Annotated in this window: 17 protein-coding genes and 3 tRNA genes; 12 read left to right on the top strand and 8 right to left on the bottom strand. The window is 52.2% G+C overall.

Annotation, left to right across the window (positions count from 1 at the left end):
• Position 1 precedes the first annotated feature (1 nt).
• The 3 genes from HMPREF2609_RS06995 (at position 2) to HMPREF2609_RS06985 (ending at position 6,644) form a co-directional block, all read left to right on the top strand.
• Entirely contained in the window at positions 2 to 2,758 is a 2,757-nt protein-coding gene (locus tag HMPREF2609_RS06995; protein ID WP_070448537.1) for an ABC transporter permease, read from the top strand.
• 396 nt (positions 2,759 to 3,154) lie between these two features.
• Complete coding sequence (locus tag HMPREF2609_RS06990) at positions 3,155 to 3,916, top strand: ABC transporter ATP-binding protein (RefSeq protein WP_048755222.1); 762 nt, start codon at positions 3,155 to 3,157, stop codon at positions 3,914 to 3,916.
• 1 nt (position 3,917) lies between these two features.
• On the top strand, positions 3,918 to 6,644 hold the full coding sequence (locus HMPREF2609_RS06985; RefSeq protein ID WP_070448538.1) for an FtsX-like permease family protein: 2,727 nt from the start codon (positions 3,918 to 3,920) through the stop codon (positions 6,642 to 6,644).
• A gap of 130 nt (positions 6,645 to 6,774) precedes the next feature.
• Here the strand turns inward: HMPREF2609_RS06985 and metG are convergent, their stop codons facing one another.
• From metG to HMPREF2609_RS06960, 5 genes are all read right to left on the bottom strand, one after another.
• Positions 6,775 to 8,322 (bottom strand): methionine--tRNA ligase, encoded by a 1,548-nt coding sequence (metG, locus tag HMPREF2609_RS06980; protein WP_070448539.1) that lies wholly within the window; start codon positions 8,320 to 8,322, stop codon positions 6,775 to 6,777.
• 171 nt (positions 8,323 to 8,493) lie between these two features.
• A complete protein-coding gene (locus tag HMPREF2609_RS06975) occupies positions 8,494 to 9,438 on the bottom strand; it encodes a YwqG family protein (protein WP_246825609.1) in 945 nt (314 codons plus the stop codon).
• Between the two features lie 167 nt (positions 9,439 to 9,605).
• A complete protein-coding gene (gene ilvC, locus HMPREF2609_RS06970; protein WP_013399303.1) occupies positions 9,606 to 10,634 on the bottom strand; it encodes a ketol-acid reductoisomerase in 1,029 nt (342 codons plus the stop codon).
• 158 nt (positions 10,635 to 10,792) lie between these two features.
• Positions 10,793 to 11,293 (bottom strand): acetolactate synthase small subunit, encoded by a 501-nt coding sequence (gene ilvN / locus HMPREF2609_RS06965; protein ID WP_004004952.1) that lies wholly within the window; start codon positions 11,291 to 11,293, stop codon positions 10,793 to 10,795.
• Positions 11,293 to 13,113, bottom strand: coding sequence for an acetolactate synthase large subunit (locus HMPREF2609_RS06960; RefSeq protein WP_048753200.1), 1,821 nt, complete (start codon positions 13,111 to 13,113; stop codon positions 11,293 to 11,295). Before HMPREF2609_RS06960 ends, ilvN begins: the two co-directional genes overlap by 1 nt.
• Before the next feature lie 541 nt (positions 13,114 to 13,654).
• Between HMPREF2609_RS06960 and HMPREF2609_RS06955 the strand changes: the two genes are divergently transcribed.
• The gene (locus tag HMPREF2609_RS06955; protein ID WP_070448540.1) at positions 13,655 to 14,173 is read left to right on the top strand and encodes a hypothetical protein; all 519 of its coding nucleotides are present in this window, start codon (positions 13,655 to 13,657) and stop codon (positions 14,171 to 14,173) included.
• Positions 14,174 to 14,287: 114 nt separating this feature from the next.
• Here the strand turns inward: HMPREF2609_RS06955 and HMPREF2609_RS06950 are convergent.
• Positions 14,288 to 14,360: transfer RNA gene (locus HMPREF2609_RS06950), tRNA-Lys, on the bottom strand.
• 186 nt (positions 14,361 to 14,546) lie between these two features.
• Positions 14,547 to 14,619, bottom strand: a tRNA-Lys gene (locus HMPREF2609_RS06945).
• 267 nt (positions 14,620 to 14,886) lie between these two features.
• On the opposite strand from HMPREF2609_RS06945, the gene bcp reads away from it, so the two are divergent.
• The 8 genes from bcp (at position 14,887) to HMPREF2609_RS06905 (ending at position 23,996) form a co-directional block, all read left to right on the top strand.
• Positions 14,887 to 15,363 carry a thioredoxin-dependent thiol peroxidase gene (gene bcp / locus HMPREF2609_RS06940; RefSeq protein WP_048752813.1) on the top strand — a complete coding sequence of 159 codons (477 nt, stop codon included), beginning with the start codon at positions 14,887 to 14,889 and terminating at the stop codon, positions 15,361 to 15,363.
• A gap of 65 nt (positions 15,364 to 15,428) precedes the next feature.
• Positions 15,429 to 15,513 (top strand) — tRNA-Leu (locus tag HMPREF2609_RS06935).
• A gap of 254 nt (positions 15,514 to 15,767) precedes the next feature.
• The gene (locus HMPREF2609_RS06930) at positions 15,768 to 17,750 is read left to right on the top strand and encodes an ABC transporter substrate-binding protein (protein WP_070536004.1); all 1,983 of its coding nucleotides are present in this window, start codon (positions 15,768 to 15,770) and stop codon (positions 17,748 to 17,750) included.
• 182 nt (positions 17,751 to 17,932) lie between these two features.
• On the top strand, positions 17,933 to 19,414 hold the full coding sequence (locus HMPREF2609_RS06925) for a malate:quinone oxidoreductase (protein ID WP_070536001.1): 1,482 nt from the start codon (positions 17,933 to 17,935) through the stop codon (positions 19,412 to 19,414).
• Between the two features lie 231 nt (positions 19,415 to 19,645).
• Positions 19,646 to 20,941 carry a YihY/virulence factor BrkB family protein gene (locus tag HMPREF2609_RS06920; protein ID WP_048752818.1) on the top strand — a complete coding sequence of 432 codons (1,296 nt, stop codon included), beginning with the start codon at positions 19,646 to 19,648 and terminating at the stop codon, positions 20,939 to 20,941.
• Between the two features lie 164 nt (positions 20,942 to 21,105).
• A complete protein-coding gene (locus HMPREF2609_RS06915) occupies positions 21,106 to 22,041 on the top strand; it encodes an alpha/beta hydrolase (protein WP_048752820.1) in 936 nt (311 codons plus the stop codon).
• A gap of 194 nt (positions 22,042 to 22,235) precedes the next feature.
• Positions 22,236 to 23,327: an S-(hydroxymethyl)mycothiol dehydrogenase gene (locus HMPREF2609_RS06910; protein WP_048752821.1), complete on the top strand. Its 1,092-nt coding sequence runs from the start codon at positions 22,236 to 22,238 to the stop codon at positions 23,325 to 23,327.
• Between the two features lie 21 nt (positions 23,328 to 23,348).
• Positions 23,349 to 23,996, top strand: coding sequence for an MBL fold metallo-hydrolase (locus HMPREF2609_RS06905; RefSeq protein WP_048752823.1), 648 nt, complete (start codon positions 23,349 to 23,351; stop codon positions 23,994 to 23,996).
• Positions 23,997 to 24,099: 103 nt separating this feature from the next.
• On the opposite strand, the gene HMPREF2609_RS06900 is transcribed toward HMPREF2609_RS06905, so the two are convergent.
• Complete coding sequence (locus HMPREF2609_RS06900) at positions 24,100 to 25,617, bottom strand: MFS transporter (protein WP_048752824.1); 1,518 nt, start codon at positions 25,615 to 25,617, stop codon at positions 24,100 to 24,102.
• Positions 25,618 to 25,665: the final 48 nt, after the last annotated feature.

Below are 25,665 nucleotides of genomic sequence, written 5' to 3'. Positions count from 1 at the left end.
ATTGGCTACAACGCTTAATACGGTGGGACGCGCTAATTTACGCGCGTCTAAAGGAAAATATATTCTTACTGGAATCGGTATCGCAATTTCTTCATTTTTTATTGCTGCCGTTATTGTATTAGTCAGCTCTTTGCAGGGAACTCTAAATGCATCGGTAAATGGCATTCTTTCCAAAGCAGATAACGTTGTTGTCTCTTCCTATGCGCGCGATAACTCTAACACTGAAGCAAATATCTATCTGGATGAAGAGAGCATCAAAAATATTCAGAATGATGATTCAGTCGATCAGTCGTGGATTGTCTACCAGGGCCGGGGTAAGTTTGGTCCCGATAAAACTCAAGTTTCTTATACCCAAGCGCCTAACAGTGCAGATCTTTTTCCCTTCGACTTTGAAGGTAAATTGCCGACCTCAGACACCGAGCTGATGGTCTCGAAAGATTTTGCACAAAAGCATAATCTTCAACTTAATTCTAAGGTCAGTTCCCCTGATATAGTCGCGTCGATCTCTGACCCAAATACAGGAACTACGCGCGAGTACACCATCACCGGTATTTTTGATGTCGGATTCTCAGGCTCCGATACGAATAACGCTATGTTTATTGGCGGAACTTCCTATGGGGAGGCAGCTAACAAGGCACTCAAAAATGCTGGGGGTGCTTCTTCTGCAAACTACGCCGTTCCCGGTGCCAGCATGGCATACGTCAAGTTCAAAGGAACGGACGACGCCGCTGCTCGCGCAGAGCTGCAGAAGAAACTCAACACGGGTGACAAAAAAACTGAGCCTTCTGTTATGTCCGGTCCTGAGTACATGGAGGTTGTGAAGAAACAGCTCTCCACGATATTCACGTTCCTCGGTGTCATCTTAGGCGCCTTTGCCGCATTAGCACTGTTGGTTTCTTCGTTCGTTATCTCGAATACCTTTGCGGTTCTCGTGGGACAGCGCATCCGCGAACTGGCGTTGTTACGTACTCTAGGAGCACAGGGCTCATCCTTGGTGCGTATGCTTGTGGTTGAATCGCTTGTTGTGGGCGTCATTTTCTCCACTATCGGCGCGGTTCTCGTGTATCCGATCGCGGCATTGCTGAGTGCGCTATCCAATAATAGTTTCATGGTTTCTTACGATCCGATGGCTTTTGTTGTCGGTGTTGTACTGTGCACCTTGGTCACGGTTATTGCCTCGCTCGCTCCGGCACGTACCGCTTTGAAGATTTCTCCCATCAGCGCGATGGGCGAAACTACGGCTCAGGCGGTCAAGAAGCCGAACATCGCAGGCCTTATTGCGGGTCTTGTTATCGGTGCTGGCGGCGGTGCACTCATGATCGTTGCGTTCAACACCATCACGCAGAATAACGATAGCTCAAATGCAGGAACCTCTGTTCTTCTCGTTATGATTGCCGCGCTTCTGCTGGGCATTGCGGTCTTTATGCTGACCCCGTGGCTTCTTCTGCCCCTTGTTCGTGTCCTGGGCTCAGTCTTCCGCAACCAGACCGGAAAATTGGCGGTAGCAAATGCACTGCGTTCCCCGAAACGTACCGTTTCGACCGGGCGTGCGGTCCTGGTAGGCGCACTTGTCGTCACTACAGTACTGACCGGATATTCCATCATGACATCCACCGTGGCGAACGCGATGGATAAGCTATACCCGATCTCTGCGGCAGCCACCTACGGTACCGGACCTACAGCAGGATCTGAGAGCGTCAATAAGGCGCGCTCTGTCGCTGATAAAGTTCACGGTTTGGAAAACGTCGATAGTGTTGCTGTGGCTTCTGCAGCGGGTACCGTTGATTTCACGGTTCCTCCGAAAGACGGTGGTGAAGCACAGAATCGCACCGAGAATCTGGTAGCACTCAGCCACGACGATCTCACAAAGGTCATTCCGACTGAAGGGTCACATCAGCTCGAAGATGATACCGTGCTTGTCTCGGCTGCCCTTTATGATAATGCCCACTTCAATGACTCCACTCGCCTTAAAGCACGTGGTCCCTTGGGGACGGTAGAGTTAAAACCCATCAAGTCTACCAGCAGCAATATGTCGCTATATATTGTGAATCCCACGACCGGTGCCAAGCTGCAGAACGCCTCAGATCCAAAGCCTCTGCTGGATTCATCACAGGCTCCTGAAAACACTCAAGTTCCTGCAGAAGCTGCCCCAGATGCTGGGGAGCAGAGTTCTGCTGCATCATCGACAAGTGGGGCTACCGGTGCCCAGACTATGGTGCTCGTTCACGCCAAGTCACCGCTTTCCTCAAGTGCAAACTCGACTCTTCAGGAACAGCTCACCAAGGCTAATGACGGTAACGAATTCACCGGTGGTTTGCAGGGACGCCAGCAATTTGATCAGATTATGATGATCATGCTGATCTTCACATTAGTTCTTCTTGCCCTGGCCGTAGTCATCTCGATTATCGGTGTAGCCAATACGATGACTTTGTCGGTGAACGAGCGTCGCCGCGAGAATGCGATGCTTCGCTCACTGGGTCTCTCCCGCAAACAGCTGCGTCACATGATTTCAGCCGAGGCAATTCTGATTACCTTAGGAGCCGTGATCCTAGGCATCCTCGCGGGTGTTGGAATTGGTATTGCCGCCGCTAAAGTTGTGATTGCAGGTACCAGTTCTTCTACTGAAGTCGTCATTGATCTTCCTTACCTTGGATTGTTCTTTGTTCTGCTGGTAGGTCTGGTATCGGCGTTCGTTGCCTCGATATTACCAGCGGCCCGATCGGCCCGTCTCTCCCCTGTGGAGGGCATGCGAGGCTAGTCGATTGGCAAAATAACCTGCATCGAAAAGGGCGAACTCCCCACATTAGGGAGTTTGCCCTTTTTATGTGGTTCGTGCTCCCGAATTATTTTTACGTGTAGAAGTCCCAGATATAAAACTTAGAAAACCCACTTTTATAGATCTAAATAGTCTATATATTCTTACTTTCTAGGGATCAAAATACCGTCCATAATTATTGCATAGACTCTAAATTTTTTATTTTAATTATTTTTCTTCTTCGTGGGTATTTTCATCCTTAAGGAGGCTTGCTTTTTTCAATCCCTAGTATTTCTCATCCAAAAGTATGAGTGCCATTTATTTTGCCTTCAAGAATTTCAGCTCAAAGGATGACAAATGTCAGGGGATATATTTTTGCAATCTTGAAACAATTAAATCATGAGCACATCAACAATTCCCGCATACGAACCTGCGGTAGCAACACGTAATCTGTCCAAGACCTACGGCACGGGCGAAGCCATCGTTCATGCCCTTAACAATGTGAGCATCGACTTCGAGTACGGCAAGTTCACCGCCATCATGGGGCCTTCCGGTTCTGGTAAATCAACCCTGATGCAAACTCTCGCCACGCTAGATACTCCAGATCGTAATCCAGAGACGATTATTCGCATCGGCGATACCGACCTCTACGGACAAAAAGACAATCAGCTTACCGAATTCCGCCGTGAGCATGTCGGGTTCATTTTCCAGGCATTCAACCTAGTTCCAACCCTCACCGCCGGGCAGAACATCGATTTGCCGCTCGGCTTGGCCGGTAAAAAGCCCGATTCGGTGTGGCGCGACTACCTTGTTCAAACCCTCGGGCTGCAAAAACGTCTGGATCACCGCCCCGAACAACTCTCCGGCGGTCAGCAGCAACGCGTTGCTATTGTGCGTGCGTTGCTCTCCCGTCCGGACGTCGTCTTCGCTGACGAGCCCACCGGCAACCTCGATTCAAACTCCGGAGCTGAGGTCCTGCGGCTTCTCCGGGATGCAGCAACCGAGCACCAACAGACCATCCTCATGGTGACCCACGATGCACACGCAGCATCCTACGCAGACCGCGTGGTCTTCCTCAAAGACGGCATGATTGCTGGCGAAATGCTTAATCCCACCCACGACGCGGTGCTTCAGGCTATGGGCCAGTTGGAAGGTGAATAACATGGCTGCAACGCTTAATACGGTGGCGCGGGCAAATATCCGCTCCTCCAAGAAGAAATACATTCTCACGGGTATTGGTATCGCCATTTCATCGTTCTTCATCTCAGCAGTGCTGATGCTTACCGCATCGCTTCAGGCCACGATGGATGCGACTATCGGTGATGTCTACGCTAACTCCGAGAACATGGTAGTCTCTGCGGGTGTCATGGACCAGGATAATCAGAACTCAACCGCTAAGTTCCCGATGTCCAATGACACGGTTAAGAAGATTCAGGAATCTCCTGAGGTTAGCTCATCCTGGATTCTATACACTTTTTCCGGCACCTACGGAGCCGATAAGGAGAAGGTAGCATACGGTTCTGCGCCACCGTCAAAGGACCTTTCGCCCTTTGATATTGAGGGGAATCTCCCGTCCACAGACACCGAACTCCTGGTCGCTAAGAGTTTCGCCGAGAAACACAACCTGAAAATTGGCGATAAGGTGACCATGCCCAATATCGTCACCTCAGCCACCGATAAGGATAACGCGAAAGACACCGAGTACACCCTCACAGCTACCTTTAACACCGGTATCTCAGATTCACAGATGAGCGACAACGTTTTTATTGGTGGCACCGGTCTTGCGGATACCGCGCGTCAGCTTGCAGAGGAAGAGGGCGGGATCGTCTCAGACCCCGCTAAACCCATGGCGCCTCAGGCGTTCATTAAGCTCAAGAACAATACCCAGGACTCGCGTGACGCTCTGCAGAAAGAACTGAACACCGGTGATAAAAACACCACCCCCAAGGTGCTCTCTAACACGCAGATGATAGATCACCTTAAGAAACAGTTCTCAACGCTCTTCAACTCGCTGAATACCATTCTTATCGCCTTCGCAATTCTGGCTCTGTTGGTTTCTTCGTTCGTCATTTCGAACACCTTCGCGGTGCTGGTGGGGCAGCGTGTACGCGAACTCGCCCTGCTGCGTACTCTCGGTGCCCGCGGTGGTTCGCTGGTGCGGATGCTCCTCATAGAATCACTAATAATTGGGGTCTTCTTCTCAGTCATCGGTTCAGGACTGGTATACGCGGTCGGTGGCATTCTAAACGCGATGTTCAGCTCGTTCATCGTCAATTTCTCCCCCACGGCGTTTATTGCAGGCGTACTCATGTGCACCGCTGTGACCGTACTCGCTTCACTTATACCGGCGCGCACCGCACTGAGTATTTCCCCTATTAGTGCCATGAGCGCAAGCACAAGCCAGGCGGTCAAGAAACCTAGCGTTTTAGGAGGAATCTTCGGTGTTCTCTCCGCTCTTGCAGGCGTTATTATCGCTATCGCGGCTATAGGGAATAAAGACGGCGGATCCGCTATCTCTTCCGTACTGCTGGCATGCCTCTTCCTCGGCATAGCAGTCTTTCTTCTCACCCCGTGGGTTCTCATCCCTCTGGTTCGTTTTTTCGGCGTAGCTCTGCGCGGGCAAACGGGTAAACTGGCGTTAGCAAATTCCTTGCGCTCACCCAAACGCACGGTTTCCACTGGGCGAGCCGTGCTGGTAGGAACCTTGGTTATTTCCGCTGTTCTCACCAGCCACTCAGTGATGAGCGCCTCCATTGCCCAAGAGATTGATAGGATATCGCCGATTTCGGCATACGCTCCTTTCGGTGAATCTACCACAACTAACGGCAGCGCAAGCGTGACAAAGGCTCACGAAGTTGCTGATAAGATCAGGGGCACGAAGAATGTTGAGGCTGTCAGCGTCGGTTCGGCTGCGGGCGTTATCGAATACACAGCAAAGCCCGATAACGCAGACTCCGCCAATCTCAAAGACAATGTAATCGCGCTTAGCAACGATGATCTGCACAAGGTAGCAACCGGAGAATCAGGTACCAATTTAAAGAATGATGAGGTACTCGTCCCCCAGGATATTTGGGATCTGGGTAAGTTCGATAACAACACTCGTCTTAAGGTCAGCGGCCCTCTTGGCGAGATTGAGCTCAAACCCGTCAAGGCAAACACTAAGGAACCATTCTTCGTGGTATCACCGGAAACCGGTGCCCAGGTACAGAATGCATCTGATCCGCAGGCCGCTAGTAATCAGGCATTGCCAGACGATCCCGCCGCCCAAGAAGCGCTCATGAAAGCGGCTCAGGAAAACCCCGCCTTGGCGCGTAGTTTCGCAGCACGCGGTACAGCAACCATGGTTCTGGTGCGGGCAAGCACTCCACTGTCATCAAGCGATAATACCGAGCTTCAAGGGGAGCTTGCCAAGGCAAACAACGGAACCGATTTTCAAGGTGGTCTTCAGATTCGCAAGAATAATGACCAAATGCTGACTATTATGCTCAGTGGTGCCTTGATCCTGCTGGCACTGGCTATTGTGATCGCCATTATCGGTGTGGCGAATACTATGACCCTATCGGTGAACGAACGTCGCAGGGAGAATGCGATGCTCCGCTCGCTGGGCCTGTCCCGCAAGCAGCTGCGGCGTATGGTTTCGACCGAGGCCGTCATGATTACTCTCGGCGCGTTGGCGATGGGTATCGTTTCGGGTGTGGGTATAGGCCTTGTACTTTCTCAAGTACTGGTACACGCTACTCGCGAGTCCATGGCTATGGCAGTAGTTCTACCTGTCAGCGGTCTGGTTCTCGTGCTCATCGTGGGTATCATCGCTGCGTTCGCGGCATCAGCTATCCCAGCCTTCCGGTCGGCGCGACAGTCCCCGGTAGAAGGGCTGAGTTCCCACTAATCAGGTAGGCTAGATCCTGCAACGGGTGAGGGCTCCCGGTGTTTTAGACAATACCGGGAGCCCTCACTATCAAAAATATCCCGGAACCTCCAAAAAGGTTCCGGGATATTCTGTACTTTATAGTGTGATTCTATGCCTCTTTTGGCGCTTCGTATCGCGGGAAAACCGGTGTCGGTGCAGGAAGCTCCTTCCCAGCTGTCAGGTTCTTAGGGAGCGCAGCGAAAAGGCGTTCCTCCCCTTCTGCTACCCCCAGCAGGTCAAGAAGTTTCTCCATCGAACTGGGCATCACCGGCTGCATCAGAATGGCAACCTGGCGGACCACCTCAAGAGTCACGTAGAGTACGGTATTCATGCGCTCAAATTCGCCGTTTTTGCGCAGAGTCCACGGTTCCTGTTCCGCAAAGTAAGCATTCGTATCGGCAAGCACAGTCCAGATGCGCTCTAGGGCACGGTGGAACGCCTGCTCATCATAGTCTGCCCGCACCGGTTCATAAAGTGCGGAAGCACCGACCAGAATCTTGCGGTCAGCCTCAGTAAATTCTCCAGGGACCGGTACCCTACCGTCGCAGTTCTTGGCAACCATTGAGAGCGAACGCTGCGCCAGATTACCCAAGTTATTCGCAAGATCAGAATTGATGCGGTTGATAATGGATTCTTCGGAGTACGAGCCGTCTTGTCCGAAAGAGACCTCGCGCATCAGGAAGAATCGGACCTGATCCAGCCCGAACGCTGCCACAAGATCCGCGGGGTCCACCACGTTGCCCACCGACTTCGACATTTTCTCACCATTAACCAGCAGGAACCCGTGCCCAAATACGCGTTTGGGCAGCTCAAGACCGGCAGACCAGAGGAACGCAGGCCAATAGATAGAGTGGAATCGAGTAATATCCTTACCGATCAGGTGCAGATCAGCGGGCCAATATTTCGTGAACAGTTCCCCGTCCGTATTGGGGTAGCCAAGCCCGGTTAGATAGTTAGTCAGCGCATCCACCCACACGTACATGACATGTTTATCGTTGCCAGGCACAGGAACGCCCCAATCGAAGGTGGTGCGTGAAATCGAAAGGTCGTTCAAACCACCCTTGACGAATGAGATCAGCTCATTGCGACGTGATTCAGGGAAAACATACCCTTCATTCTTATAGAGATCCAGAAGTTTATCGGCATACTTTGAGAGGCGGAAGAAATAAGATTCTTCCTCAGTCCATTCGACTTCCGTTCCGGTAGAAATGGCGTAGCGCTGCCCGTCGCGTTCTTCGGTCTCATCCTCGGCGTAATAGGCCTCATCTCGCACGGAGTACCATCCGGCATATTTATCGAGGTAGATATCCCCGTTCTCTTCCATACGCTTCCAGATTGCTTGGGATGCCTCATAATGATCCGGATCCGTAGTGCGAATAAAGCGATCGTAGCTAATACCGAGAGCATCGTTCATCGCTTTAAAACGGGCAGAGTTCTCATCGGCGAGTTCTTTGGCGGTTTTCCCCTGTTTCTCAGCGGTAGTCTGCATCTTCTGCCCATGTTCGTCGGTGCCCGTCATAAAGCGCACGTCAAAACCGTCGAGTCGCTTGAAACGTGCCAGCACATCGGCGGCAATGGTCTCATAGGCATGACCGATGTGGGGGTTTCCGTTGGGGTAAGAAATCGCAGTCGTGATGTAGAAGGGGGTAGCACTCATAATTATTAATCTTACCGCAGTTTTTCAGTATAGACGCGGTGAAAGAGTAATGCGACAAGCCGCCGTCATGTACCCACACACAACCACAGCTGCAGTAGCAGGCCCCCTCCGCAGGCAGAATGTGCGAAGGGGCTGCCTGCGTTTACAACAGTACGCTGTACGCCGGGCCCGCTAGCTGCATGACCACTCATAGAAGACCTGTGAGAAGTCACGTGCTGCCAACCGGTCCGGGGCGATCACCCAGTTCGCTGTACCACAATCACCCCAGAGCACGCCTATGTTCGAGTTTATCGTTAACAGGTTCACGGTACGCCTGCGGATATCAGAGTTTTCAGGCTCTTCTCGGCGTGGATCACCCTGTATAAAGTCCGGTAACCCACCAAGCCTTGAGTAGTTCCCTGAACCAGTAAAATCCTCAATTTCTTCCACATATACATCAAAGTCATCAAGACTCGTAATAGCCTGTTCCGGGTATGCCTGGTTCCACTTCTCAAGCAGCGGGTGATTTATCGAATCGTTCGGGGCAAATATTTCCCGCCCAGGCGTCGTAAATTCGAGTGCACACTCACTTTTGATAGGCCACCAGAAGTCTCGCTCATGATCCTCCCAAGTCGCTACCGCATCCGGATTCGCTTCACCCAGCTGAGGATAGTAGATCACACGGTGATTCTCTTCCTTATCTATCCCCCAACATACGTTTGTGCTCACCCAGAACTGCACCATGCCGGTAGGCGGATAAATGGGATTCTCAGGTAGTTCAGTACAGTTGATTTGCGCAACCATGCCCATCGGCACCCCGTCCGAGTCGGTGGGCGCCTCCACCCCAGCGGGCAGATACGGCACTCCCCCGAACTTCGAGACGGTCACCGGCAGCGGCTCAGCAGCCTCAGAGGGCTTAATCCTAATAGTGGGTAATGGGTTTTCAGCATAGAGCTCTTCAACAAGGGCAGTAGCTTTCTCAACAATATCGCTCACGGGGAACTCTCCTTCAACGGTTCTATCTATGGTCATTGCTGGGTTGTGCAGGTGTTTCCACCTGCGCCCTGGTTTAATGAGAGCACCTTCCCGAGCCAACACACGACCGATTTCGTCATTACCTGTTTTGTCCAGTAACATGAACAGCACCATATAGCTCCAGCCGCTCAGGTAGGTGGTATATACGATAGGAAAGAAATTCCAGAGCATTGCTATTAGTCGCCGTAAATATCTCAAAGACCAAGCACACACGAAGGGGTGCCTACCATCATGATAGACACCCCCCAGAAACGCTAGTAGCTTAGTGCTTAGCGAGCCACCGAACCTTCGGTATAGTCATCGTCAACAGTGTTCCACGAGAACAGCTCGCGCAGTTTGCGACCGGTAGCTTCAATCGGGTGAGACTCGCCCTTAGCACGCAGTTCCTTAAACTCGGGTGCGCCTGCGGCCTGATCGTCCATGAAGCGCTTTGCGAAGGCACCGTTCTGGATATCGGCGAGAACTTCCTTCATGTTCTCCTTGACCTGAGGAGAAATCACGCGAGGACCGGAGACGTAGTCGCCGTACTCGGCGGTGTCGGAAATGGACCAACGCTGCTTAGCAATACCGCCCTCAATCATCAGATCCACAATGAGCTTGAGTTCGTGCAGAACCTCGAAGTATGCAATTTCAGGCTGGTATCCTGCCTCGGTAAGAACCTCGAAACCGTACTGAACCAGCTGCGAAAGCGAACCACACAGCACCGCCTGCTCACCAAAGAGGTCAGACTCGGTCTCTTCGGTGAAAGTGGTCTTAATAACACCTGCACGGGTTGCACCGAGTGCCTTAGCGTAGGACAGAGCAAGTTCCAGAGCTTTACCGGACGGATCCTTCTCAACGGCAACGAGAGCGGGCACACCACGACCTGCTTCATATTCACGACGCACGGTATGGCCGGGCCCCTTCGGCGCAACCATAGCTACATCCACGCCTTCAGGAACGGTGATGTACCCGAAGTGGATGTTGAAGCCATGTGCGAAGAACAGAGCATCGCCGGGCTTCAGGTTAGGTTCAATGCTCTCTTTGTAGACCTGAGCCTGTACCTGGTCCGGGGTCAGAATCATGATGAGGTCCGCTTCAGCTGCAGCTTCAGCAACGGTAGCTACACGCAGACCTTCTGCTTCAGCCTTAGCGCGGGATTTGGAGCCCTCAGCCAGACCAACAATAACCTTGACTCCAGAATCACGCAGGTTCAGAGCGTGTGCATGTCCCTGAGAACCATAACCGATAATCGCAACGGTACGTCCCTGGACTGGGGCGAGGTCTGCATCGTCGTTGTAGAAAATGGTTGCTGCCATTTTGTCTCCTCAAAATAATAGGTTTAGCCCGAACTCAGGCTCAGGCGTTAAGTTTACTAGACGTGGCGCCGCTCATGGGCGTTCTGTGATAAATCTCAGGATGCGGGAAGTATCAAACCGCGGGCAACGTTTCCCGCATCCTGACAGGGTTTTGGTGCTTAGATACGTTCACTCATGGAACGCGGACCACGAGAGAGCGCGATGGTTCCAGCACGCACGATCTCTCGCACTCCGTAGGGTTCGAGAACATCAAGCAAGGCGTTGAGCTTTTCGGGAGAACCGGTTGCCTCAATCACCACGGACTCGGTAGAGACATCAATAACCGAAGCACGGAAAAGGTCAGCGGCCTGCACAACCTGCAGGCGAGCAGCAGCATCCGCCTTGACCTTAACCATGATGTGATCACGCTGTGTTGAAGTCTCTGGGGCTAGCTCCACCACCTTAAGCACATGGATCAGCTTGTTGAGCTGCTTAGTGAGCTGTTCCAAAGTCTCAGGCTCACCATCAGCAACAATTGTGATGCGCGAAACGTCGGGAACCTCGGTGGGTCCCACCGCCAAAGACTGAATATTGAACATGCGGCGAGAGAACAAACCGGTCACGCGTGAGAGCACACCGGGTTTGTCTTCAACTAAAACGGATAGGGTGTGCAGGCTCATTAGTTTTCTCCCTCTTCTCGACCGAAATCGGGTGACGTGTTTTTAGCGATTTGGATGAGGTCGTTTGATACGCCGGCGGGCACCATCGGCCACACCATGGCATCGGGGCTCACGGTAAAGTCAATCACCACGGGACGGTCGTTGATAGCGAGTGCTTGTTTGATAACCTCGTCCACATCTTCGTCCCTCTCGCAGCGGAAAGTGGCGCATCCATAGGCGTCGCCAAGCTTCACAAAGTCAGGGATGCGGTCGGTTCCGTGCCCGGTGCGCAGGTGGGTGTTGGAGTATCGACCATCGTAGAAGAGTGCCTGCCACTGACGCACCATACCCAGCGAGGAGTTATTGACCACGGCAACCTTGATGGGAATGTTGTTCTGTGCGCAGGTGGCAAGTTCCTGGTTGGTCATCTGAAAACAACCGTCACCATCAATAGCCCACACAATTGAGTCTGGGTTGGCAACTTTCACGCCCATAGCGGCGGGAACGCAGTATCCCATAGTGCCGAGTCCTGCTGAGCTGAGGAAATGCCGTGGTTTCTCTTGGCCGATGAAATGTGCGCCCCACATTTGATGCTGTCCCACGCCGGTCACGTAGAAAGCATCGGGGCCGGTGAGGGCGCTCAGGCGCTCCAATACGTGCTGGGGGGATCCCAAACCATCATCGGTCTTGGTGTACCCAAGGGGGTAGTCGTTCTTGATGGTATCAAGTTCAACCCACCACTGCCCCAAATCCGGCAACTTATTGGCGAACTCGGTGGAGAGCAGTTCATTGAGTTCGGGGAGCACATAGCGCAAATCACCCACGATCGGCACGTCTGCGAAGCGAATCTTGGAGATTTCTGCCGGGTCTACGTCAATGTGGATGACCTTGGCTTCGGGGGCGAAAGAGTCGAGTTTACCGGTCACGCGGTCGTCAAAACGAGCCCCTAGAGTAATCAGCAGATCGGATTTCTGCATAGCGAACACGGCGGGAACGGTGCCGTGCATACCAGGCATGCCCAGGTTTTGCGGATTGGAGTCTGGGAAAGCACCACGGGCGTTCAACGTGGTCACCACGGGAGCCCCAGTAATTTCGGCGAGCTTTGCCAGCTCCTCGGATGCACCGGAGCGGATAATACCGCCGCCAACGTACAGCACGGGACGTTTGGATTCACTGATGAGCTTGGCCGCTTCACGAATCTGCTTGGAGTGACCACGGGTTACGGGAGTATACCCACGCACCTCAACCTTGGGAGGCCAGTTGAACTCCATCATACCGACCTGCGCATCCTTGGTGATGTCCACGAGCACGGGGCCGGGGCGTCCGGTGGAGGCGATATGGAACGCGGCAGAGAGCGCACGCGGAATATCCTGTGGATCAGAAATCATGAAGGAGTGCTTGGTAATCGGCATGGTCATGCCCACCACATCCGCTTCTTGGAAGGCGTCGGTGCCCAGAAGTTTGGTGGAAACCTGACCGGTGATAGCTACCAGCGGAACGGAGTCCATATTGGCGTCCGCGATCGCGGTGATCAGGTTTGTGGCGCCCGGCCCTGATGTTGCAATACACACGCCGACTTTGCCGGTGGAAGTTGCATACCCTTGAGCCGCATGCCCTGCCCCCTGCTCATGACGAACGAGGATGTGGTTAATTTTGGAAGAATCCATCAAGGGGTCGTAGGTGGGCAGAATTGCGCCACCTGGCAGACCGAAGACATCGGTAACACCCAAAAGTTCGAGTGTACGAATAATCGCTTGCGAGCCGGTCATGCGTTCGGCAGCAGGGGCTTTTTCTTCAGCCTGCCCACTACCCGCGGAGTTAATCGAAAATCCCGTGGTCATAATAATGATGCCTCGTTTGTATTGTTTTCTAGTTCTCGACAGATGCGCGTGAAGCCCGCCTGTTCGGGTATCTTACGCACTGTTTCGCTCGCTGTAGGCTCCGGTCGGGCGCCTTTAGCTATAAAAATACCCTCCGCTATGGTGTTGCGAAGGGCGCACATTCTATTCACAGAAAATCTACCTTGTGAAGCGCCCTAGGCGACGACGACAAGGCTAAGAATTCGCTGCGTCTTGCGTGTTTGCACCTTTATATAGTCTCGCTCTTGATGTCATGAGTCAAATTTCCACGCCGTTTTTATGAGAGTTTCTCTAATTTCTTCGCATTGCGTGTACTTTCGATATATTTTCGAGCGCTTACTCAACGCTTTGGATACCGTGTTGGGGTCCCTGCGTTCGAGATAGCTGTAAAGTATTCAGTGCGGCGCAGGCAAGAGTCTCGTATCCTAGACTCTCACGGTAATCTGCGAGCTCCAGGAATCCCCCAGGTAAATATGTGACGTGATGCAGTGACGTAGAACGCCTTCGCCGGTAAGATGAGTACATGACCGACTCGCAAAACCTGGCTGCTTCACCCTCCCCTACACCGGAGCAGTCTAACCAACCACAGAGCGCCGAGGCTCTTACGGGAGAACAGCTCATCAAGGTGCTCCACCCTGCATTCGATGAGCAGATTATTAACTATGGGGCCTACAACTTGGTCTACGCTACCGGAAGCGCCATCTACCGCAACCCCGATATCGACCAACATCAAGAACCTATGCAGGAGCATTTTTTGGTGGGCTACCAAGAGGTTCCTGACGAGGTTATTATCGCCCCTATCCGCATGCCAGATGTTACGCCTGCTGGTACTGCATCCACCATTGATAACACAAATGCGCTGCACGCATACCGGGTAGGTGAACATTCGGTGGCTATTGAATCGGTGAACGGCAGCTCTTTCCTGCTTATTTTTGAGGATGCGCCTGAGATTACCACCATTCACGGGACCGGTGTTCTCAACCAGAGTCGCGACGTCTCTGCTTTCCGCGAGTTTGTAACCTCACGCTGGCCTGTTCTCTAGACTCTTAAACGGCCTGTACCATACAGGGCTGTCACGGATAATGCATATACACTAATCCAGCCGGACTGTATAAAAAAGCAAACCCCGTCACAGATAGTGACGGGGTTTATTCTGTGCGCCCTCTGGGACTCGAACCCAGAACCCATTGATTAAGAGTCAATTGCTCTGCCAATTGAGCTAAAGGCGCTTAGGTAACAAATATTGCAGCTTCGAAACGGCAACAGATAAACACTATACGAGCATCAAGCGCGTTTTGCAACTTACGAACACGGCTGTAGTCAGCGATTTTGGCGAACATCGACGTCCAGCATCACGACTGCAAATCACCATGGTATACAACAAAACCCCGCCATAACTGACGGGGTTTATTCTGTGCGCCCCCTGGGACTCGAACCCAGAACCCATTGATTAAGAGTCAATTGCTCTGCCAATTGAGCTAGAGGCGCTTACTTGGGGTGATGTATCGCATTCGTACGACAACAGATAAATACTATACGGATAATTAATATTTCACGCAAGTTACATATAAGTGACGCTTCACACAAACTCTCATTTTCTGCTTTCGCTCATGCTCTCGATGGCACCGCAGTACCTCATCTCATGGCACACCCTCGCGAAAAAACCTCCCAGAGATCCTATAAACCCCGTACACTAAATAGAACGTTTACGGCAACACATGCAATACCGAGAACATCTACTTTTAAGGAGAAACCATGAGCACCCGACTAGAGCCCGGCACAAAAGCCCCAAGTTTTACCCTGGAAGATTACACCGGTCAGCAATATTCCCTAGCGGATTACGCGGGGCATAAGGTCATTCTCTACTTCTATCCCAAAGCATCAACACCCGGATGCACCAAAGAAGCTTGCGACTTTCGAGATAACCTTGCCTCTTTGAAATCGCTCGGATACGTTGTCTTAGGCGTTTCTCCCGACAAACCCGCAGCCCTAGAGAAGTTCACCACCAAAGAGTCTCTCACCTTCCCCCTTCTCTCCGATGCCGATCACGCTGTCGCACTCGCCTACGGTGCATGGGGCGAAAAGAAAAACTACGGCAAAGTCTACGAAGGACTTATCCGCTCCACATTCGTCATCAATGAGCAGGGCATCATAGAGCTGGCGCAATATAACGTACGCGCCACCGGCCATGTTGCTAAGCTGCGCCGTGACCTTGGCATTGACCCCAAATAGTCGGATTTTTCCGTTTGTATAGTCTTATATCCTCGTGTAGACTTTCCTAGGTAGCTTTGCTCCCCGCGCGAGTGGTGAAATTGGCAGACACGCAGGATTTAGGTTCCTGTGCCTTACGGCGTGGGGGTTCAAGTCCCCCCTCGCGCACCAACCTTGGGTCCGCAACGTCTTCTTATCGAAGAAGTTGCGGGCTTTTTGTTATATACCGCACAGCAGAGTACCCTGGCGCTATATCCCTAAGCCTATAATTCGCTGTGAGTCGTGCCTAAAACCCTCTTTGAGTATCGCGACATTAAATCGTGACGTTGTATTCTAAAAGAATAGTGTTTTCGCCCAGACATAAACGCCTTATCAACCACGCATTACCTATCACGGTTCAGTAATCACCATGAAAGGGCTTGTCCGTGAATCATCTCTCCCCAACCGATGCCCCCGGTATCAGCTACAGCGGTATCAGCCGCCGCACTGCGCTGCGGTTAGGGTCTCTTCTGGCAGCGGGTTATACTTTGACGGCCTGCGGTGATTCGGCGCCCGACAACGGTTCAGGAGAGACCCGCAGGATCTTTAGATTTGCTCAAGGCGCGGCACCTTACTCTCTTGATCCCGCCTTTGACCCGGTCTCTCCGACGTACCGTGTAACAGCACAGATTCTTGAAACTCTCGTGAGTGCCGACCATTACACGGGCGTTCCGCAGGAGGCGCTTGCCTCCTCGTGGACGATTAGCCCAGATGGTCTGACCTATACGTTTACGCTCCGGGAAGGGGTCTCATTTAGCGATGGCACTCCCCTTACGGCAGAAGCCGTACTGCGTAATGTACAGCGGTGGCAGGCGTTAGCAACATCCCCAGAAACGGCGGCACGCTGCGTTCCCTTTCAGCCACTCTACGGCTGGGGTTTTGGTAATATTGTGCACTCTAACTCGCCACACGCAGGTAAAGCATCACAGGAGGCAAGCTCTTCACCGTCTGCCGCCGCAACGCAAACCCCTTCGGCTCAGGAAGACACAGATACACCCAAGGCCGATACACCAAAGACTGATGAACACACCGAGCAGATACCTTTACGTTATGCTCCCCTCGTTTCCGATGTACGCGTCACCGACTCCAAACTTGTGTTTACGCTTGTACGTCCTTCACAAGCGTTCTTGCGGATTCTGACCCAACCGGCTTTCGGCGTCGTTTCACCCGAGGCACTTACCGAGAACCACCGTATCAAAGAGATGCCCATCGGTACTGGGCCCTTTAAAATCTCAACGCCCGCTTCGCAAAATACCGATATCGTTCTCATACGCAACGATAAATTTGTGAGTATCAAGCAGGAAAAGATTGAACTCGACGAAATACATTTCTCGACTCTCAATTCTTCCGACAAGCGTTACTATGCTCTCGTAGACAATAAAGTTGATGCCTGCGATCAAGTAAGCGGCAATGACTTAGGGCCTCTAGGGCGTGAAGGGTTCCTGTACCCGCTGCGTGATCCCTTCTCGCTTCTTTATCTGGGGTTCAACCTTGCGCATCCGGTTCTCAAAGATATTTCGGTGCGCCGAGCTATCGCGCGAGCTGTCGATCGCGGTGCCCTCATCCGATATTACCTTTCTGGAACTTCTGAAGCACTGCACCTTATGCCTAGGCTTTTTCGTACCTCGGATGACTCTCTGGAACGTCTGTATAAGCGAGATGTTGACCAAGCAAAATCGTTGCTCGCAGCCTCAGGTTACACAGGCGAAACTATCGAATGCTACTACCCTATTGATGTTTCGCTTCCGTGGATTATGTCACCCCAAAAAGTCTATTCTGAGATGATCGGAGCTCTTCTCGATATTGGGCTCAATATTAAACCTATTCCACTGAACTGGTCCGATTATCATGCCCGCGCTACGGAAATAAATACTACTCGCGGCATTCTCCTCGGTGGTTTCTACGGAACCTATCGTGATCCTTACGCTTTTCTTGGGCCGGTTCTTGCACCTCTTCTGGTGGCGCAGTGGATCGATGCTATGGGATTAAACCCCGTATCGCACGATACCCCCGAGGCGAAGGCTCATCCCGCCGATTCTCCGATTCCATCACCGTCAGCAAGCGCTGCCCCGAAGGACAGTTCCGAAGCCGAGACATCGCCTACCCCGTCTCCCAGCATTACTCCTGCAAAGGTAGAACCTGCGCCTACGCTGGAACAGATTATGAGTAAGATCCGCGAAGCCGACAGCGCCACTTCTTTAGACGAACAACGTGAAAAATATCGTTCCATCAACCAGGATTTAGCGGCATTTATGCCTGCGGTCCCACTTTTGAACGTTACGTCTAACATAGGCATTAATCGACGTATTATTGGCTACGAAACCGAACAAAGCGCTATCGAGCTCTTTGCTAAAGTGCGAATTTCCTAAGGCTTCTGTTGTGGAATTTAATGTATTTTGCAGAATTTCCTCACTCTTTTGTGAACTACATTACTGATTCTGGATTTTTCTCAGTGGAATGTGTACCTACAGACCCTCAGGGAGTACGCTAGAGTCATATAACTGTCATATGACCGTGCCCAAAGCTGGGCACCAAACCCCTGGGAGTATCAGTGGTAGCACGTACTGAACAGACCGATGTCGTCCTTGTGGGCGGCGGTATTATGAGCGCAACGCTTGGTGTCTTTTTGAAGGAATTGGAACCCACCTGGAATATTACTCTTCTGGAACGCCTTGATAAGCCCGCACAGGAGTCCTCGAACCCGTGGAATAACGCTGGCACCGGTCACTCTGCACTGTGCGAGTTGAATTACGCCCCCGCTGGTCCCGACGGAAAAGTAAGTGCCGATAAAGCCTTAGGTATTAATGAGCAGTTCCAGATTTCACGTCAGTTCTGGGCTTCCCTCGTGAATGAAGGTATTCTGCCCAATAACGATTTCATCCACCCTGTACCCCATATGTCCCTTGTATTCGGCGAAGATCATTCCAAGTACCTTGCGGCACGTTACGATTCCTTCCGCCAGCAGAAGCTCTTTGAGCGAATGCAGTTCTCCAAGGAACGCGACCAGATCGCTCAATGGGCGCCTTTGGCAATCAAGGGACGCTCCGAAGGAGAATCGGTTGCAGCTACTTGGGCTCCAGAAGGTACAGACGTTGATTTTGGTGCGCTTACCACTGGCATGATCGATTATTTACAATCTCAGGGAGTCGAAGTACGCTACGGCTACGAGGTTAAGAACCTTGATCGTGAATCTGACGGTACGTGGACTGTCTCTGCCATTAACCGCATTAATACCGAAGAGCCCCTGAAAATCCACGCTAAATTTGTTTTTCTCGGCGCTGGAGGCGGTGCTTTGCATCTGCTCCAAAAGTCTGGGATTGAGGAAGGTAAGGGATACGGCGGCTTCCCGGTTTCGGGTCTGTTCCTGCGCAACACCAATGAAATTACCGCCGCTAAGCACAATGCAAAGGTGTATGGTCAGGCGTCCGTAGGCGCTCCTCCCATGTCTGTTCCACATTTGGATACTCGGTATGTTAACGGCAAGCGCTCTCTGCTTTTCGGGCCTTATGCTGGGTTCAAGACCAATTTCCTGAAGCAAGGGTCTCTCCTTGACCTGCCCCTCTCACTTCGTCTGCACAATATCTATCCCATGACTCGTGCGGGTCTCGATAACCTGTCGCTCGTCAAATATCTGCTCACCGAGTTGGTTAAAGATAAGAATGCGCGTCTGGAGTCCCTGCACCGCTACTACCCTGAGGCTAACGGCGACGAGTGGGAACTCATTGAAGCGGGTCAGCGTGTGCAAATTATGAAGAAGGATGCGAAGAAAGGCGGAATTCTGCAGTTTGGCACCGAGGTTGTTTCTTCGGCCGATGGTTCTATCGCGGCTCTGCTTGGCGCATCACCGGGGGCTTCAACCGCAGCACCCATTATGCTGAACCTACTCAAGAGGTGCTTTCCCTCTCAGTTCGCGGGTTGGGAGTCGCGTATCCGTGCTCTGGTTCCGGGGTGTGGGGTTAAACTCAACGATAATCCGGATCTCGCTGACGAAATTATGGCTCACACTGCACATACATTAGATATCGCCAACTAAGATACACTTGAGGTGCTGACTCGAAAACCTTCATCCTGTTCCCTGCCATACACAGGTTTTTGGATGGAGGTTTTCGCTGTTAAGTAATAGTAAAACTCTTCAGTGGAGAGAACTCATACGTGCCGCGCTCTATCGTTCCTCCTCATGAGAAAAACTATTTCCTGTATTATTGCCACAAGTATTTGGTACTTCTAAGCGCCGCACGCAAACACCAAGACAAGGAACGCTCCTATGGCACGACGCCGCAAAAAATCACTTCCTCATTCAGAATATGTAAAAATACGCGAATTTCCTCAGGGCAGTATCGCCTATATTTTTCGACGCGCGGGTTTTTCCTTTGGAGCGCACGGGGGAACAGATCTAGCCGCAGCGCTCACCTATTTCACTGTGCTCTCTGCTTTTCCTGCTCTGCTCGCGATCCTGTCACTCCTAGGAATTTTTGGGCAGGGAGAAGATAGCGCCAAGGTAATCTTAGGGTTCCTCCAAGAGCGTGCACCTCAGCAAATGTACTCGATTCTGGAAGGACCTATTCATCAGCTAACCAATGGACAAGGCGCCGGGTTTGCATTAATCATTGGTATTCTCAGTGCGCTCTGGTCTGCCTCCGGATATGTAGGTTCTTTCGGGCGTGCGCTCAATAACGTATACGGAGTACGCGAAGGACGACCCGGGTGGTTCCTCAAACCCTATAACGTACTCATCACTACCGGGGTGATAGTGCTTGTGGTTCTCATGATGCTGATGTTCCTCTTGGGAGCATCAGTTCTCGATTGGGTTGCGCCCTATATGCCTGGAGTAGATATAGAACTCATCAAGGTCCTGTGGCTCAATGGACGTTGGGTTTTAATTCTCATTCTTGCGGTATTTCTCATTGCGATGCTCTACACTGCAACACCCAATGTGCGGCGTCTTAAAATTCGGTGGACCTCGCCAGGAGCCGTTATCGCCTTGTTTGGCATGGGGTTAGGCGGACTAGGCTTTACCATCTACACCAATAATTTCAGCAAATATAACGCTACCTACGGACTTATCGGTGGTGTCATCGTCATGCTGGTGTTCCTCTGGATCATGAACAATATGCTGGTCTTTGGCGCTCATGTCGATGCTGAATTTGAACGGATGCGCCAAATTGTAGCGGGTGAGGATATCGACGGAAAACTGCGTGTGGAACCCCGCGACACCCGAGCCATTACCAAGTACCAGGAAAAGTTAGAGGCCCTAAGCTCAAGTGCCCAAGAGATCCAAGACCTTGCAAGCGGTCAGCAGACGCTGCCCAAACCGCCCGAGCCCTCAATCCTCGAACGGGTGCAGACTGCTGTTTCTACCAACACTGAGATGCTTCGACAAGCTGTTTCCGATACCCGTGCAGGGGCGACGGAGGCACAATCCTCTGAGGATTCTGGGGACGTGAAGGAGAAGGCTTCGGAGTCCTCTCAAAAACATACCCGCGATTCCATGCCACACAGCGATAATCCTCAAAACGGCAGCTCCAAACGTCAAGACTCTTCGCGAGACACGCTTTTTTAAGTGCAGCATGAGCGGCACATACACTACCGGATAGACCTGTGGTAGTTGGCGGAAATATACCGCACCCACCACGATTGTGTTTGTCATAAACGTGATTTTTCGCCCCACACGTCATATATATTTTCGTCTACACAATCAGCGCGCGCAGATGCAAAAATATACATATGTGTGAGACTCCCATACCGCCTTTTGAATATACCCGCTACACACCTGCAGACGCGGAAAAAGGTACAACTCCCGTTCTGTTTCTACACGGCTTTGCAACCCGTAGCGACCAGCTCTGGGGCGGTACCGGCTGGATTCGCCAGTACATTCGGGCGGGTATACCCGTGCTAACCGTCGATTTACCTTTTCACGGGCGAAAATACCTCAAAGACTCCAACTTTACAGTACATGCCAAACTCCCGGTGGGAACAATCGAAGAACACGGTATTTTTCCGGTCGTCCAGACCACAGTGTCAGAAGATGGTTCACCGCAGAACGGCATGGCTCTTTTCGCTGATACGCTTTCTGCTCTCCTTGACGAACTTGCTATCCAGCAAGTACATGGTGTGGGTTTTTCCTTCGGATCTAGGGTAGGGTGGGAGCTCGCTCTGAGGCACCCATCTCGCGTTGCATCGCTTATTCTGGGCGGTATGCCCCTGCACAATCACCTCGAAGCCCTGCGCTCTATGCTTTCTGCCTCGTGTGCTGATAATGCCATTACCCAAGATCCTGCGACAGAAGAAGCCTTTACCAGCATTATTGAATCGTCACCGCTACGCGCCAATGCTCTTCTTGATTTTGTGCATATACCCTTCGGCGAGTTCTTCTCACTGCCGTCTGCACTTGCAGACTCTACGCGCATTCCCGTTATTCACGCTGCTAACCCGCCTTTCCCGTACCCTCGTGTTCCTCTGCTGATCGCAATCGGTTCCGAAGACTCCATCGCTGCCGACGGGCGTAGGCTATATCCCCTGCTCCAGAGGGTACATCCGTATCTAAAATTTCTTGATATTCCGGGGCGGGATCATGTGAGTGCCTTAACCTCAGGCGTTTTTAGGCGCAACGCTTTAGCCTTTGCGCGCGATTCTCAGGGAAGTAACCGGCAAGCAGTATAAACTTTCTGCGCACCAACACGCTTAGCTTATAGCTATTCATATGTACAGACCCTAGTGATAGCCCTAGAATGGAAAGACGTATCAAGAAATCTTGATGCGTCAGAACATGTGGTCATACATGCTCTATGCGACGGGTAAAGCCGCACGAGGTCCCGAAAACTTCTTCAACGATCCCGAAGGGAATAAACCAAAGTATGCACAAGGTTAAAGCTGTTGTAGCGCTCGCTAAGAACGAGCCCGTTACCGTAACGACTATTCACGTACCCGATCCCGGTCCGGGCGAGGCTCTCGTGAAGGTTCTTACCTGCGGTGTTTGCCAGACAGATCACCACTATGTTGCAGGCGGTGTGGGCGATGATTTCCCCTACCTGTTGGGGCACGAATCAGCAGCCGTAGTGGAGGCAGTTGGCGATGACGTGACCGATATTGTCCCCGGAGATCTTGTGATCCTCAACTGGCGTGCGGTCTGCGGTGAATGCCGTGCATGTCGTAAGGGCGAGTCACAGTATTGCTTTGCTACCCATAACGCTACCCAGAAAATGACTCTAGAGGATGGCACCGAGCTCACTCCTGCTTTAGGCATTGGCTCTTTTGCTGAGAAATCCCTTGTCGCAGCGGGTCAGTGCACGAAGATTACCGCCGATATTTCGCCCGAGCAGTACGCCGCTATTGGACTGCTCGGGTGCGGTGTGACCGCAGGCCTGGGTGCCGTTCTCAATACGGGTGCGCTCAAACGCGGAGAATCCGTGGCCGTTATTGGATGCGGCGGTGTAGGCACCGCAGCAATCGCTGGCGCGCAGCTGGGCGGAGCAACTACCATTATCGCCGTTGACGTTGATGACGATAAGCTCGAACGCGCACGTCAGCAAGGTGCAACACACACCGTGAACTCCGCCAAGGTAGACCCGGTCGAGGCTATTCGGGAACTGACCGGCGGGTTTGGTGCGGATCTGGTAATAGATGCGGTAGGTATCGCCCCCACCTTCAAGCAGGCTTTCGAGGCACGCGATCTTGCCGGGCGCGTGGTACTTGTGGGAGTTCCTGAGCCTGGCACCACCTGGGATATTCCCCTGGATGAGGTCTTCGGGCGCGGCGGCTCTATTAAGAGCGCCTGGTATGGTGATACGCTACCTTCACGCGACTTCCCCGAGTTCGTGGACCAGTACCTGCTCGGCCGCCTCGATCTAGACGGCTTTGTCTCCGAGCGTATTAAGCTGGAAGACGTCAATGATGCCTTTGAAACCATGAAAACCGGTCGCGTGCTGCGTTCCGTGGTGGAGCTTTAAAACCGGGAAAGGAACTCTCATATGACTGAAATTATTGAACGGGTTGTTACTCACGGAACGTTCTCGCTCGACGGCGGCACCTGGGAAGTCGATAACAACGTGTGGATTATTGGGAATGACCAGCGTGTAACAATCATTGACCCCGCGCATGACGTCGATAAAATCGCAAAAAAGGTTGCCGGGCGCACGGTCGAGAGGATTCTACTTACCCACGCTCACGATGATCATATTCGCTCTGCGCAAGAAGCCTCCGAGCGTTTTAAAGCATCTGTCTACCTAAACCCTGAGGATCGGGTGCTCTGGGAAATGGTGTACCCATCTTGGGACTTCGACGAGCCCCTGCATGACGGGCAGAAAATCAGTGCTGGTAATACCGAGCTACATGTGATCGCTACCCCCGGACACTCTCCCGGGTCGGTCTGTTTCTACGCGCCCGAACTCAGCTGGGAGAACAGCGAAGGCGTACTCTTTTCGGGCGATACGCTCTTCAAGGGCGGTCCCGGAGCGACTGGGCGTTCCTACAGCGACTTCGACACTATTATCGACTCCATCGAGTCGAAGCTGCTCACCCTGCCCGAATCCACTGCGGTTCTCACGGGTCACGGAGACTCCACAGGCATCGGTGTAGAGGCACCCGATCTAGACGCTTGGAAGAAACGCGGGCACTAAGAACCTCACGACTCTTTTGCTCATATATGAGGTGGTACAGGTCTTCCTCTCGAAGACCTGTACCACCTCATTATTATTCATATGGGTAAGTCCTACTTGCTGATCAGCCGTCTAATGGCGCCAGTTGTTCCTCGTAGCGGCGGCGCCAGAGATACCCGTAAAGATGCCCCATGCAGAAGTACAGGCAAGCGGCAACGATCGGAACGATAAAGGCGTTACGGTAGTAGGGTCCACTTCCCAGGTACCCTCCCCAGGTAGCACCAAAGGTAAGCCCTAGTGCCATAGCACCACTAATATAGAAGCTCATCTGGGTATCAGGAGTGCGTACCAGCACATGCGCCAAAGCTAATTTATGGCCCCCAACAACAATTCCTAACGCCACGCCGTAGATTGCTAGGCCTACCATCATCATTGATATTCGATCGACAGTAGGCAGTAAAAGGGCAGACAGTGTGAGCACAACGCCGCTCGAAAGCCAACCGTGCCAAGGAACAATTTTATCTGCGCCTAAAAGCACCGGAAGCATAGTGATAACAGCTGTCCCCAAGCATATTGTAATCATCAAGGGGTAGAGCGATAATGCATTGTGATTGAGAGCGAATCCCAGCAGAGCTGAACCGACAGATCCGATGCATCCGCTGATAACCATGAGTCCCAAGATCAGAACCATACTTATAGAATCTGAGGGTGTCTCCTGTACATGCAGTTGTGCGGTTCCATCTGCTCGCGCCACATCTGAATCTGAGGGGAGCGACTTTGGAGTTCTAGGAAGTACGTTGGGGATAAGAACGACAACAAATATTAACAAACCAGCCAATAAAATAGCCGCCCAGAACCCAGCGTTAATACCCATAAGGCTGTTCAGAAGCACCAAGACAAATGCAGCCAGAGGATACAGCGCCAGCTTTTCGACATTCGTCCATGCAACCATGGCAAAAAGCCACTCAGGATCAGAAGTTTTTGTGGGATTATACCGAGCTTCATGCACAATCACAGGCCATGGCGGAAGGGTGTAGCCTGCCAGCATACATGCCGCCGCATACTCAAAAGTCGTGACTGAGGCTGCGGCCTCCGTAGCCAGCATATTTGACAGATGCATGAGGTACAGTACCGCAGGAATATGCAGAACCGCACTGCCTCCTAATACGAGTCTAAGCCCGCAGTAACGCTCCAAAATCGGGGTTGTCGATATCTTGAGGGTATAGGCAAAGGCAAGAGCCCCTACAGCGTAGCCGCCATCATGCACTGTATGCAGATTTCGCGCAATTACCAGAAAAAGGGTCATACCGATCAGAGCAACAGGCATATGCATCATAACGTCAAATGCGCTGTAAAGAAATCCTTCTTCACGCCGTGTGCGGATAAGGTATCCTAAGCGAAGCCTCAACATTCCCAAGAAGCTGCGACCGTGTGCACGGGTCGCTTCTCGCAGATCGTATTCTTCATAGGGAACCACGGTGTTTGTCTGAAGCCCAGAGCTCCAGCGGGGTACCCCGGTCCCTAAAGAGCTATGCCGCTGTTGCGAGGGCTTGTTAGTAATGCGCGTACCAGACGCACCAGAACCTAACGGTGTAGGTGAGGTTCTCTCACCGCCGTCTCTTCCGGATGTGGTGGGGCGCATCCTGTTCTCCTTGGGGGTGTTTGAGGCCGGTCTTCTCAACCGTCTAAG

The organism is Rothia sp. HMSC058E10, from assembly GCF_001809415.1.
GTDB lineage: Bacteria > Actinomycetota > Actinomycetes > Actinomycetales > Micrococcaceae > Rothia > Rothia dentocariosa.
The sequence above is the reverse complement of the archived record's forward strand: the minus strand, read 5'-3'. Positions and strand labels throughout refer to the sequence as shown.

What these genes read in the sequence shown, in the direction of transcription:
- HMPREF2609_RS06915 (WP_048752820.1), top strand. Translation starts at nt 21,106, where the DNA reads ATGTGTGAGACTCCCATACCGCCTTTTGAATATACCCGCTACACACCT.
- HMPREF2609_RS06985 (WP_070448538.1), top strand. Translation starts at nt 3,918, where the DNA reads ATGGCTGCAACGCTTAATACGGTGGCGCGGGCAAATATCCGCTCCTCC.
- HMPREF2609_RS06910 (WP_048752821.1), top strand. Translation starts at nt 22,236, where the DNA reads ATGCACAAGGTTAAAGCTGTTGTAGCGCTCGCTAAGAACGAGCCCGTT.
- HMPREF2609_RS06920 (WP_048752818.1), top strand. Translation starts at nt 19,646, where the DNA reads ATGGCACGACGCCGCAAAAAATCACTTCCTCATTCAGAATATGTAAAA.
- metG (WP_070448539.1), bottom strand. Translation starts at nt 8,322, where the DNA reads ATGAGTGCTACCCCCTTCTACATCACGACTGCGATTTCTTACCCCAAC.
- HMPREF2609_RS06990 (WP_048755222.1), top strand. Translation starts at nt 3,155, where the DNA reads ATGAGCACATCAACAATTCCCGCATACGAACCTGCGGTAGCAACACGT.
- ilvN (WP_004004952.1), bottom strand. Translation starts at nt 11,293, where the DNA reads ATGAGCCTGCACACCCTATCCGTTTTAGTTGAAGACAAACCCGGTGTG.
- ilvC (WP_013399303.1), bottom strand. Translation starts at nt 10,634, where the DNA reads ATGGCAGCAACCATTTTCTACAACGACGATGCAGACCTCGCCCCAGTC.
- HMPREF2609_RS06975 (WP_246825609.1), bottom strand. Translation starts at nt 9,438, where the DNA reads ATGTTACTGGACAAAACAGGTAATGACGAAATCGGTCGTGTGTTGGCT.
- bcp (WP_048752813.1), top strand. Translation starts at nt 14,887, where the DNA reads ATGAGCACCCGACTAGAGCCCGGCACAAAAGCCCCAAGTTTTACCCTG.
- HMPREF2609_RS06900 (WP_048752824.1), bottom strand. Translation starts at nt 25,617, where the DNA reads ATGCGCCCCACCACATCCGGAAGAGACGGCGGTGAGAGAACCTCACCT.
- HMPREF2609_RS06960 (WP_048753200.1), bottom strand. Translation starts at nt 13,113, where the DNA reads ATGACCACGGGATTTTCGATTAACTCCGCGGGTAGTGGGCAGGCTGAA.
- HMPREF2609_RS06955 (WP_070448540.1), top strand. Translation starts at nt 13,655, where the DNA reads ATGACCGACTCGCAAAACCTGGCTGCTTCACCCTCCCCTACACCGGAG.
- HMPREF2609_RS06905 (WP_048752823.1), top strand. Translation starts at nt 23,349, where the DNA reads ATGACTGAAATTATTGAACGGGTTGTTACTCACGGAACGTTCTCGCTC.